Source organism: Vibrio brasiliensis LMG 20546 (genome assembly GCF_000189255.1).
GTDB classification, from domain to species: Bacteria; Pseudomonadota; Gammaproteobacteria; order Enterobacterales; family Vibrionaceae; genus Vibrio; species Vibrio brasiliensis.
This window is the reverse complement of sequence record NZ_AEVS01000050.1, coordinates 1-12,346: the sequence shown is the minus strand read 5'-3', so window position 1 is coordinate 12,346 and position 12,346 is coordinate 1. Positions and strand designations below refer to the sequence as shown.

The 12,346-nt window shown below is 44.3% G+C and carries 7 protein-coding genes; 3 read left to right on the top strand and 4 right to left on the bottom strand.

Annotated elements, in window-relative coordinates:
• Window positions 1-212 precede the first annotated feature (212 nt).
• Both RH46_RS21620 and RH46_RS08625 read left to right on the top strand, forming a co-directional pair.
• Window positions 213-866, top strand: a complete 654-nt coding sequence (locus tag RH46_RS21620) for a winged helix-turn-helix domain-containing protein (RefSeq protein WP_006879032.1) — start codon at window positions 213-215, stop codon at window positions 864-866.
• Complete coding sequence (locus RH46_RS08625; protein ID WP_006879031.1) at window positions 859-1,311, top strand: hypothetical protein; 453 nt, start codon at window positions 859-861, stop codon at window positions 1,309-1,311. Before RH46_RS21620 ends, RH46_RS08625 begins: the two co-directional genes overlap by 8 nt.
• 188 nt (window positions 1,312-1,499) lie before the next feature.
• Here RH46_RS08625 and pulA read toward each other — a convergent pair whose 3' ends face one another.
• The 4 genes from pulA to RH46_RS08605 all read right to left on the bottom strand — a co-directional run bounded on the left by pulA (window position 1,500) and on the right by RH46_RS08605 (window position 11,634).
• Window positions 1,500-7,544, bottom strand: coding sequence for a pullulanase-type alpha-1,6-glucosidase (gene pulA / locus RH46_RS08620; RefSeq protein ID WP_006879030.1), 6,045 nt, complete (start codon window positions 7,542-7,544; stop codon window positions 1,500-1,502).
• A 430-nt stretch (window positions 7,545-7,974) separates the two neighbouring features.
• On the bottom strand, window positions 7,975-8,166 hold the full coding sequence (locus tag RH46_RS08615) for a hypothetical protein (RefSeq protein ID WP_006879029.1): 192 nt from the start codon (window positions 8,164-8,166) through the stop codon (window positions 7,975-7,977).
• Window positions 8,167-8,452: 286 nt separating this feature from the next.
• On the bottom strand, window positions 8,453-9,412 hold the full coding sequence (locus RH46_RS08610; RefSeq protein WP_006879028.1) for a TerC/Alx family metal homeostasis membrane protein: 960 nt from the start codon (window positions 9,410-9,412) through the stop codon (window positions 8,453-8,455).
• Window positions 9,413-9,882: 470 nt separating this feature from the next.
• Window positions 9,883-11,634 carry a bifunctional metallophosphatase/5'-nucleotidase gene (locus tag RH46_RS08605; protein WP_006879027.1) on the bottom strand — a complete coding sequence of 584 codons (1,752 nt, stop codon included), beginning with the start codon at window positions 11,632-11,634 and terminating at the stop codon, window positions 9,883-9,885.
• A 227-nt stretch (window positions 11,635-11,861) separates the two neighbouring features.
• On the opposite strand from RH46_RS08605, the gene RH46_RS08600 reads away from it, so the two are divergent.
• The coding region (locus RH46_RS08600; RefSeq protein WP_006879026.1) for a DUF2813 domain-containing protein at window positions 11,862-12,346 on the top strand (485 nt) is incomplete at its 3' end.

Here is a 12,346-nt window from a genome sequence, read left to right as displayed (position 1 = left end):
GAATTAACATCCATCCAATTCATTTTTTCAATATTAAAGTTCATAATTAATCATAAATTAGTTAATAAACAAAGAAATTATACTTATATTAATAGTCACTAGTTCTGTTTGCGATCAGTAGAAGTAACGTTCTTAAACATAGTTATCTATGATGAAAGTAATGAGGATCGCCATGTTATATCCCCAACCCCATTCGATACATGGAAGAAACTATGCCTAACACACATATTCGTATCGGTAGCTGTTTATTAGTGAAAGATGAGTCGACCTCAGAGATTCGCCTCGCAAACGGTAAGGCAATGTCTTTAACCCACCCAGAAAGCGCTATTCTAAAGTGTTTACATCAAAATCAAGGGCAGGTTGTAACCAAGCATGATCTTATTGTTGCCGGTTGGGGGCGACCTGACATAATCGGCCCCAACTCTTTACCTGTTGCGATGGCGAATATAAGAAAAGTATTGAGTTTAGCAGAGCTAGAAATTGTCAATGTGCCAAAAGTTGGTTACAAGCTCGAACTCCCTCCTGAGTCACCCGTAACTAAAGAGGCGCCAAATTTATACGTAAGGTCCAATCCGGCTAAACTTCACAACGTTAAGTCTGTGGCCATATCGCTATGTTCCATAACAGTAATCACATCTACCTGTTTATTGGCTTTATTTGCCTATTACTCATGGGTCAGGATCGATTGCAAAGTCGTCGATAGTGTTAGCTATTGCTTTAATGAGCGCGACTCTTTCGAAACTCTTGCTCCTATGACATTGGGTGAACCCGATAAAGGGAATCTTTACTACTTTAACGATTCTGGTTCCTGGGTTGAGGTGACAGACAGTTCACAACAGTTGCACGAGGCAGAATACAATGATTAAACATTTGCAGTTGGCTGCTCTAATCTCTTTGGTTGTTACATTGTGTATCTTTTTATACGGTGCAATCGCTGGCTATATGAATAACTACCGAATGATCATAGAGGTTGAGAACCGTGTCGCGATAATAGAAGCTTATCGCGGAAGAGTAACCGCGTTACACATTCAGTATGATGAAAATGGCGAAATCGTCTCCAATTGGCGTATTTCTTCAAGACAATTAATCTATGGCCATCAGTGGATTCGAATCTTCGAACAACGTGAGAATGTGTATGGTGATCTGTCGGATAATAACGTGACTCGTGAAAACCTGCTTACTCAACATATGTGGTTCCGGTTTACTCGGGTAGATAGAATTGGGGATACGGTCTATTTGTGGGATAACTATCCGGTGCCCACTCTGCACAAAGGTCATATTGAGGGGCTATTAGAAGTAGATCAGCGATAATTACAGTGATTGTGCGTCACTAATTCACCGTTTCGCTCTGGTATAAAGCAGGTTCACTGTACATTAGCTGTAACGAATACCAATAAAAAGGCCCCCTTTTGGGCTGTCTCTTGATCACTAGTAATCCAAGTTCAAGAGCCAACACATTGAGCGCCTTTTTGATACGGCTTGTTAATATTAGTAGCGTGTTACTTCACCAACAGCAATCGTCCTGTTAATCGTGGTACTTGGATAGCACCATTGACCGACTGAATGTTAATGCTTTCACCTGTCATCAAGTCAACAAACTCTGTCGCTGTTTTGATCCGTAACAGATCCACATTTAATGTGCGCTGGCTTTCACCGGTATTAAGAACGTAGATAACCTGCTGTTCGCCATCCACTTTTAGGTCGGCATACAGGGTGTCATCTAACCATAGGTTTCTTCTTTCACCGTTGTAGAGCGCAGAATGCTCACCGCGTACCTGCATCAGTTTGGCTACGTATTGCATTAGATCGTTTTGCTCGGTGTTAACAGTCGTATTGGTAACACCTGCTACCTTTGCACTTGAGCGAGCAACATGGTCATCACACACACCCTGACTCACGCAATCGACTGTAACTTTAGCGGCAAAGTTTTCAACCTCATCACCAATTTCCTCTCCGTAATAGAAAGTAATTGGACCAGAATATGCAGCTAAGAAACTGTATGCGGCTTTATGACGCTGGAAGTAATCGCCCAATCCGCCACGTTGAATCAAGTCACCAAAGCGGACTAAATCGTGGTTACCGATCATCAGATTTGGCATTGCATGATACGGTGCTGTGGTTCTCGAGTTCCAATCAGAATCAAGCGCACGAGCGTTACCCATTGCGCCAGACTCTTCGACCGCAAGAGCCTGAACTAAGCCGTAACGAAGTGGGAAGTTAAATGCCGATGAAAGGCCTGGTTGCGTATCGCTTCCATAGACAGTGCGAGTGATTTGATCGGCACTACTCCATGCTTCACCGACCATATAACCAAGTGTGCCCCACTCTTTACCTGCAACAACGTTCTCCATAGATGCTACTTCTACCGCAGTGCGGATACGATTCCAGCTATCCAGGGGAACCTGATACGCCTGGTCCAGTCTCCATCCATCAATGCCATACTCTTTAACCCAGTAAGTCGCAACTTCTGTAAAGAAGGCTTCACTCTCAGCGTTTGGATAGATGACATATTGGCCTGGGTAGCCTGACTCTTTTTTCAGACTCGGCAACTTGCCTGTAGGTGATGGCTTCGCTCCGTTGATATTGGTATGGCCAAAAACTCCATCTAACAATACGTAGAGCCCTTTAGAGTGAGCAGTATCTATCAGTTCTTTTAGCTTGTCGTTGGTTCCGAACTTAGGATCTACGTTGAAGAAGTCACAAGCGAAGTATCCTGTGGCATCGAGTTTGTCGTCTCCACCCTGACCGGCACATGAATCAAATACTGGGGTAAGCCATAGCGCATTCATGTTGAGGCTCTTGATATAGTCAAGGCTGTTGATGATCCCTTGAAGATCGCCTTTATGATGGGAGTTGCCATACCCTACGCCATAGTCGAAGTTTGGATCGCCATCGACAAACGACTCAACCATTACCTGATAGATACGTAAATCACACGCACTATTGTTATCACTGTAACAGGCATAATCGAGACCAGTCTCATTAACCGCAACGGTTAAAGAAGACTGCTGTTTGGCATTTAACGTAAAGTCATAAACACCCTGGCTAACAACGGTAACTTTAATGTTTCCATTGCCCGCATCTTCAAGAGTGACCGAATCGTCTGCTTGATTGAAGGATCCAAAACCAAGGTTTACAGTGCTCCAATCTTCTGACGCCAGTTTAAACTCATACACACCAGGCATTAAGTATCCGTTAAATGTGTAGATACCGTCACCTTGATACAGCATTTCATCGCTGGTATTCCAGCCGTTCATTGAGCCACGAACATAGAGCTTGCTGCTTCCATACGGCGCAACATCAATAGGTTTGCTGTCAACGATGAGCCCTTCGCCCTGTAGACCGTTTTGTGGCTGAACAAACACAGCTGCAGTCAAAGCCGGAACCGTAAAGGTTTCGTCGGCAAACTTGGTCTGTTTGACTTGATCATCAGCAGAGTTTTTGAGCGCACTATGCAACTCAAAACCCTGCGCACCGCTTATCTTAATGCTCTGTTGAGAGGTATTGGCGTTGATCAATACCAGGATAGCGTCATTACCTGGGTCTAAATCTGCGCCAACTGAAGCTCCATCATTTACCGACATCGCAATCAGTCCCGGCAAAGCATTACTTCCGGTATTGTGGAAACGAACTCGATCAAGCACTTCTTGCTCTGATGTCAGCTTAAGTAAAGGAGTCGATGCACGTACTTTGAGCAATGCTTTAAACGCATTATCTGTCCATTCGATATCTTGTGCAGAAGCGACTGTGTTTGGATTACTGATCACCGATTTAATCGCGTTCCAGTTAGCCTGATCTTTATCTGCTCGCGGCAAACCTACATTCCAGTTATTGGTTTGTTTGCTGAAATCAACTTTGTTATACCAATCACCACTGTCATAGCTATCACGCTCCATTGATTTAGAACGGAGTAATTCAGAACCCATATGCAGGAAAGGCACGCCTTGACCTAACATAACCGTTGAAAGCCCGACGATCTGCATTCGCGCACGTTGCGCAGAGGTGATATCAGCCGAAGCTTTGTACTGGTTAAAATCCCACAGAGTTTGGTTGTCGTGTTTAGATACGTAGTTAATTGATTCTTGAGGATCAAGTGTATAAGCAGCCCCTTGTCCGCCATATTGGTAATCTTTGCCATAGACCACACTGCCACTGTAGGTCTCTAGCGGGTAGTTCTGCAGGTTACCTGCCATGCCGTAACGAATCAGATCCATTTTAGATTTCAGACCGTCATCGAATCGTTCACCGGCATTGGCAAACCCTGGGGTTTCGAGTAGTGCATCGCCACTATCGAATGGCCCACCACCTCGCACTCCGTCACGAAGCCTATCGTTATAAGTACCTATACCCGTGCCTGCCATTGGCCACTGAGTCGCGTTTTCACCTCGTTGCCCGTTGGCAACCTCACCGAAGTTCCAGCCTTCACCATAGAACCAAGTGTCTGGATCGACTTGCTGTGTTTTATCGTAGATATGCAGCATACTTGATTTCATCAAGTGACCCATTAAATCGAAGCGGAAGCCATCTATCTTGTAGTCTTGTGCCCACATCATAACGCTGTCAGCCACTAGCTTCTCAAACATTCGGTTTTCCGAAGCCGTATTATCACAACAAGTAGAGTTCTCTACCGCACCTGTGATTGGGTTTAAGCGATGATAGTAGCCCGGTACGGTCTTATCGAGCACCGATTTATCGTATAGACCAGATGAGTAAGTGTGGTTATATACCACGTCCTGAACTACGCGGAAGCCCATATCGTGGAGCTTCTTAACCATTTGACGATACTCGCGGATTCGGTCTGTGCCGTCCTGTGAGACCGCATAACTGCCTTCCGGAGCGCTGTAGTGGAAAGGATCATAGCCCCAATTGAATCCATCTAAGGGTCTAATGTCAGCCAGTAAAGCCTGGGCTTCACCAGTATTTGGGTCGGTTTGCTCAAGAAGCGACAGAATCGTAGCGCTATGGCTCGTACCATCTTCACACAGTTTCGCTTTCGGATTAATGGAGCACAACTTACCAACCGTATCAGTAAGATTGACCGTTTTAGACTCTTGCTCTGCAATAGACGCTAAATCATAGCTTGGCAGTAAGTGAATCGTGGTTAAGCCTGAACTCTTCAATGACTTAAGTTGCTTAACACTGTCACGCTCATCTTCTAAGAAAGCGCTGTATTTCCCGTTTCTCTCTGGCGTTCCCTGTGTATCACTCGCACTAAAATCACGAATGTGGAGCTCATAGATGATGTGGTCTTCTGGGTTTTGAATCTCAGGGATTTCATGGTTATCCCACCCGCTCGGCTTGGTGTGCGCCGAATTTAAGTCCACTAATTGGGAATGTAAGCTATCAGTACTGAGAGACAGTGAGTAAGGATCGGTCGTCATCATCCATTCGATATGGTCCGTTTTTGGATGGTAAGCTTTGACGCGATAACGGTAGAAGATATTTTCTAATGCCGCACTTCCTTGATAACTCCAGACCCCTGTGTCTGAATTTACAGTCATCCTAATTGGAGAGTCTTGAACAAGCGCTTTGTCACTATCGTATAGATAAAGCTCTACGTCTTGCGCGGTTGGCGCCCAAAGCGCAAAGTTCGCGCTATCGCCTTCAATCCAGCTGCCTAGCTTCGCTTCATCAGCATCATTTGGCCCACTTGTATAAAGTGAATCAATGACACCCGGTATTTGAATTCGCGTTGCAACGAGTGGCTTGCCCTGATCATCGAGAGCAACGGCAATTAACTGCTGTTTAAGTAATTCTTTTGCTTCTTCAGCGGTTATCGCCAGATCAAATTCGATTCGACCTTTTAGATGCGGGAATTTTGCATTGTCTACTACGCCAGATAATGACAGTTCTCGCTTGGTGAACTGTTCTGGTTTGCTAATATCCCCAGCGCCTTCTGACGTTGACCAAAGTTGATAAGACTTAGCTTGTGAGTGATCGAACCACGCAAAACTATTAATATCTAACCAATGTGCAGAGGCGCCAGAGAGTTCGACACTGGTTTGTTCATTCGGTGAGTATTTAAGCGTTGAGCTACCATGTGCGGTATAAAGCGTATTACCCTTTATAAACTCAAGTTTCAGGTCGTCCCCACCAAGTGCCTTATCATTACCTTTATGAACAATGAAGTTCATACACGCACCATGAGCGTCCTTCAGAGGGACAACATATTTTGCGCCATACTCTGGGTCAATCTCACTCCAGTTGAATGGGTTGCCCCAATCAACCCCATTAAGCGCGCTATCAGTTACGGCGTCACAACTTGCATTATTCCAAAGGTGTAAACCCCAATCATCGTAGTTACCATCATCACGTTTATAGTAAATAACCGCTTGTTGATAAGTGGGCGCAGGTTCAGTAGAACTATTATCCGGGCTCTTAGGATTTGGATCGATGGAGTCTGGAATGCCGTCGCCATCGTCGTCACTCGATGCAAAGTCGCCTAATCCATCCCCATTGGTATCGATACTTTCGAATTTGTCTTTTGGAAATGCATCGTCAGTATTTAGCGCTCCATCACCGTCGATGTCTTGATCTTCAGAGTCAGCAATTCCATCGCTATCATAATCGCTTGGCATACTTTCAGCTGAGTATGGATCACTGCCTAAACGCTCTTCATCGATGTTGCTCCAGCCATCACCATCTATATCTTGGTCCAGACTGTCAGGAATCTTGTCGCCATCAAGGTCGCTTGGCTGGCTAGCTGAGTTATATGGGTCTGTACCTAAACTCAATTCTACCGTGTCAGCAAAGCCATCATTGTCATCATCTAAATCTCGATGGTCACCTATGCCATCTTGGTCACTATCGACAGACTCTTGTATATCAGCAGGGAAAAGGTCCACTACGTCTGCGACACCGTCACCATCGCTATCCGCTGCAACAGTCGGCTGACCACTGCCGTCGTTCATCAAGGTCACACCTTCTAATCGACGATTACCCTGTTTCTTCTCTTGCCCCAAGGCCTTTGCACCGAGCTCCAGCGTTTCGACAAGTTGTTCAAAACCTTGTTCTTCAATGGTATCTGGCAAAATCTGGCTCAACGACTTTGCGGCTCTCGCCACTAAAGTTTGCCCGTTATCGATGTAATCGGACTCCAAGTCCAGTTTTGGTTGCTTTAAATGGCGTCTCAGCTTAGCTGTCGCTCGTTTTTCACTCTTTCCTTCCATCATTTGAAGTGAAACATAAGTTGAAAACGGTGTAATGTAGCTGTGGTCAGCCGGAGCCAGCATCAAATAATCTCTTGTTGCTGTTACGCCTGGAATATCACTATCTATTGAAATACCACGTTGTACGCGCGCAATGAGGTGGACGTTTCGATCTTTTTTAGATAGACCACTAATATCAATTGCAGCGTATCCAGTTTCATCTGTTATTGCAGACGGCTCTAGGTCATCCTGTTTAAAGTTACCATTGACGTCGAGCCACACTTCGGCGTTTTCAAGGTAACCATCCATTACCTGCACTTCTAATTGGTCATTACAACCAGCCAAAAGCCCAAGCGATGCCATGGCAATGCTCAGTTTTGTAAGCTTGATGTTCATTCTTATACCTATTCTAAATTCACGTTGTGAGGTTGAACCCTTTGAAATAAGGTCATAAACCCTCAACTTGACGTTATATTTGGATATCGAATAAACACCTCCTCCTATGCAAGGTCACACGCAGGCGTAGATCAAAAGGAGGAGATTCCGTTTTGGACTAAAGCTCACACAGATGAGGATGAATACGATCGGAACATTACACTCTTGTGGCGCATAGAGTGAGGCAAGCGACACTTTGTAGCAGTAGAACCATGAGTAGCTGTAGGATTACAACAAAGTGCCTCAATTATGAGAAACATGATCTTGTGCCATAACTGCTATTAGGTACTTGCCGCAAAGCAATGTTCGGCGACACTTGATATGACTCGCTAACGGCATAAAAAAACGCCAGCTATTTCTAGCTGGCGTTTTCTAAATCTGGTCGCTCGAATTAACGATATAGACCGATATCTTTTTGCATGTGACCAGACAAATCACTTGCGTATTGTGCACGTGGTTCGCTGTTGTCAGTGAAAAGAATATCTAATAGGTGTGCAATCAATCCTTTGAAAGAAACCGCGTAGGTTTTTTTATCCATAGAGATAGGTGCTTCGATAGTACCCATTTGCATTACTTGTGCCATGATTGCCTCTCTATAAACTGGTAAATTCGTTTTGATGCGCTAATGATAGGCAATAATTTTTCGCTCAAAAAATGACATTTTTTGGAAATTCGAATTAGATTTTCTAATAAAACAAATCATTAACACCAAAACATTTACCGTATCCACATTTAGTGACTATAAATCCACAATAAGCAAGATTGCGCGAATAAATAGTCACCAACGAACGATAAACCCGTTTCAATATCACATTTATTTTACAATCATAGTAAGACTAAAACGGGATTCTTCTCGAAAGTTAATTAGTTTATTTATCCGTAGTTACAATAGCTTGAGCCGCATCATTTTTCTGTTTAATGATCGATGCAACGACAGCAACCGTCATTGTCGTCAACAGTACTAGTAAAGAGACTGCTGTCGGGATTTCCCACGCGGATCCGACTAGCATCATCTTGATACCAATAAAGATCATGATGAATGACAGTGCTGGTTTGAGATAGATAAACTTATCCATCATGCCCTGCAATACAAAATAAAGTGAACGCAGACCTAACAGCGCAAATACGTTTGCCGCTAATACCAGGAATGGTTCTCTGGTTACCGCAAAGATTGCGGGAATTGAATCAAGCGCAAACATCACATCCATAAAGGCGATAACAGCAATCACAATAAACATCGGTGTTGCGATACGTTTACCATTCTCGATCACCGTCAAGGCGTTACCAGCGAACTGCTCACTCACAGGGACAAACTTGCGAATAATACGTTCAGGTAGTGGATTAATCTCATCCTCACCCTTATCACGCGCTAGCTGAATACCTGTCCAAATCAGGAACAGAGCGAACACGTATAGCACCCAGTGGTACTGTGCAAGTAGCTGTGCCCCTACTGCGATCATAATCGCACGCAAGATCAAAGCACCAATTACACCCCATAGCAAAGCACGTGGTCTTAGATGTTCAGGTACCATGTATTGATGAAATATGATTGCAAACACAAACAAGTTATCAACGCTGAGTGACTTCTCTAACAAGTAGCCGGTGATAAACGACACGGTCGCTTTCTCAGCCGTGTATTGGCTGCCCGGTGCGTAGATATCCCAGAACAAGTAGATGGTTGCCGCAAATAGAAACGCCAATGCAAACCAGAACACACTCCAGATGGCTGCTTTCTTGATGGTAATTTTTCCACCACGAGTTTGCCAAATATCTAGTGCAACCAGTGCGAGGGTCAGAATGCCGAAGCTAATATAAGTAACAGGGGTCATGTGTCCTCCAAAGGCGGAGGGATCGAGGAAATATTGAACTATGACGATCCCTACCGCAAACAAACAATCCACCTAGCACGTCGTGTGCTAAGCAGCATTTGATTACGTTGGTCTCGTCGAAGTGATTCTGATATTGAACATCAGAAAGACTTATACTTACCGGATAGAATGAATCTAACGAGATGACGATAAGTAAACCAGAGGCGACTACTCCCCAAACAAGGCGGATTCTATGCCTGAAATTCCCTTTCGTCTATAAATAAAATCAAAAAGGAGCAAAATAATTGCTCCTTTTTATCGGCGTCCTGCGGTGATTGTTGTAGCGGTTAAACGCCACCCACAGGAATAAAGTAGACTAAGGCTGACCATACGCTAATCCAGCTAATGACCACAGCAACGTCTATCCAATCTTTACTCCACATAATACCCCCTTGAGTATTATCGATACATAGCATGAACCCAAGGAGTAATTAGCAACCTTTGTGCCACTGTTGCGACTGGAAATCAGGTTTGTGTCGGTTAAGAGTTTGCGGCTTGTCTTCCAGTAACTGGATAAAGCAGTCCGCCATGGAGATGGTCGTGATCATGCCCTCATCTTCCATATTGAGAATCGCGTCATAACCCTCTTTACCTTTCATGGTGTAAGCCGAAGAAGTCCCGTGATATATACGCTGTGGCTCGATTGAGCGCCAGTCTCCATTAGAATCCTGGATCTTTAGATTCTCGATACGCTTACCTTTTGGCTTGTCAGATCGATAATCAAAACTCAAGTTGTAGGTATAGGGATAGGAACCATCTCCTGTTCCTTCAACGCCATTATTTAGCGCGTTGTTGATTGCCCCTTCTAAAATAAGCGGCAAATAGTGACCTTTGATTTTGTAAATACCAATCGGAACGGCAAATGGCAGCAGTTTACCTGCCACATCTGCGACTGATACATCGCCTGGATTGAGTGAGTTTCTCACTCCCCCTGCATTATGAATCGCAAAATCGGCCTGATAACCTAATTGATTCATTTTATAGCAAAAGGATTCTGCCACCAGAGGCGCCAGTTCGCTTGGCCCTTGTTCATCAGGTACTCGAATATGGCGTAGCTTGTGATTGGCTGTCGCGATGACCTTGCCCTGCAGAGTTCTCACCTGACTACGGTACTTATCTTGCAGGATATTTTGCAGTTGCGGATCTTTTTTGCACACCACAACATTAGGGTGGCTATTAATAAACTGGCGAGCTTGTTGATAAGGCGTTTCGTTATGAGTTTCACTCATGCCGGCATCGATAAACAGTCTTCTACCGAGCAACAGTTCATTCTTACCCCTGAACGAGACGAGTTCACCATTGTTGGCAAACTCTAAGTCACAGTGACCCAGGCTCAGAGCATGATAGCCTGCTTGCACGACATAAGTCTGATTGACCTTAACGCCGTACTCATCGTCTTTGACCAATCCAAGGCTACTAAAGTCACCCTGTAACCTATGGCTGTGACCACCAACAATTACGCTGATACCATCAACATGATTTGCCAAGTCGAGGTCAGCTTCATAGCCCATGTGGCTAAGTAAGATGATCTTATTGATACCCGTTGCCCGAATATCTCGTACTGTGTGTTGAGCGGTTTGTATCGCATTAGTAAACGGCGTATCCCAATCTGGGTTGGAGATATCAGCCATTTTATCGAGAGCCAGCGAGAAGATCGCAACCTTGTTGTGACCTACCTGCTTTTCAATCCAGCGGGCACCGCCAGTTTCAGGGTTGTAGCTTAGCACTCTCGAGTTGCTCGATAGTTTAAGCGCTTTGCTTTCTAATTCGTTGCTTAAGTCCCAGTTACCAGCCAGTAGAGGGAATTCTATTTGTGTCGCGAACTGAGCAACAGGTTCATTACCCATATCAAGTTCATGATTCCCCAATGCCATCGCATCAATGCCTAAGCCGTTGAGCATCGTCGCGTTTGCTTCACCCTTAAACAGTGAAAAGTACAGAGTGCCTTGAAAGCAGTCACCTGCATGCAGGAAGATAAAATCCTGATCTGTTTTCGTCGCCTCCTCACGCAGTTGTTTTACGCGGGTAGCAATACGAGCAAATCCACCAGCGCTTACGTATGGAGAAAGCGTCTTGCCTGCGACATTAATTGATAGTTGAAGCGATGTAGGTTCAAAATAGGAATGGGTGTCGTTAATGTGGGCTAGCCTTAGCCGTGTTGTTTTATTTTTTTTATCTGTCATATCTTTTCTCTCTTTCCGCTACATCCTACCTTATCCAATATGACAGATTCATTATATTTCACAGATATATTCAGAATGACATTTCATATACATGGTTTTGTATGAGCATAGTCATACTAATTGATAAACAGATGATTAACTTAGGCTTATCAGTTTGTGACCTAAATGTCTGCTATAACAAGAGTTTTCTATTATGCTTATAGTAACGCAGTCAATGAGGTCACTGTATGAAGCTAGAGCGAATTGAGATTTCAGGTTTTCGTGGTATCAAACGTCTTTCAATCGCATTTGATGAACTCACCACCCTCATCGGTGAGAATACTTGGGGTAAATCATCACTATTAGACGCGCTTTCCGTTTCCCTGCCACCAGAAGGCACCCCATACAATTTTGAGATGACCGATTTTCACGTCGATTATTCTATCGCTCATCCGCAAACCCAACACCTTCAAATCGTACTTAGTCTGGTTTCAACCGATAAAAATGAGATTCACTCTGGCCGGTACCGTAAGATAAAGCCTATCTGGGTTCAGGACGAACAAGGGACCAATCGTATTATTTACCGATTGAGTGCATCCCGAGATGAATACGATATTGAGACCAAATACAGTTTTCTCGATCTGGAAGGGAATCCAATTCCGCTCCACCACTCAGAAAAACTCGCTCAGGAATTGATGACTTTACATCCGGTGATCAGGCTTAAAGATTCTCG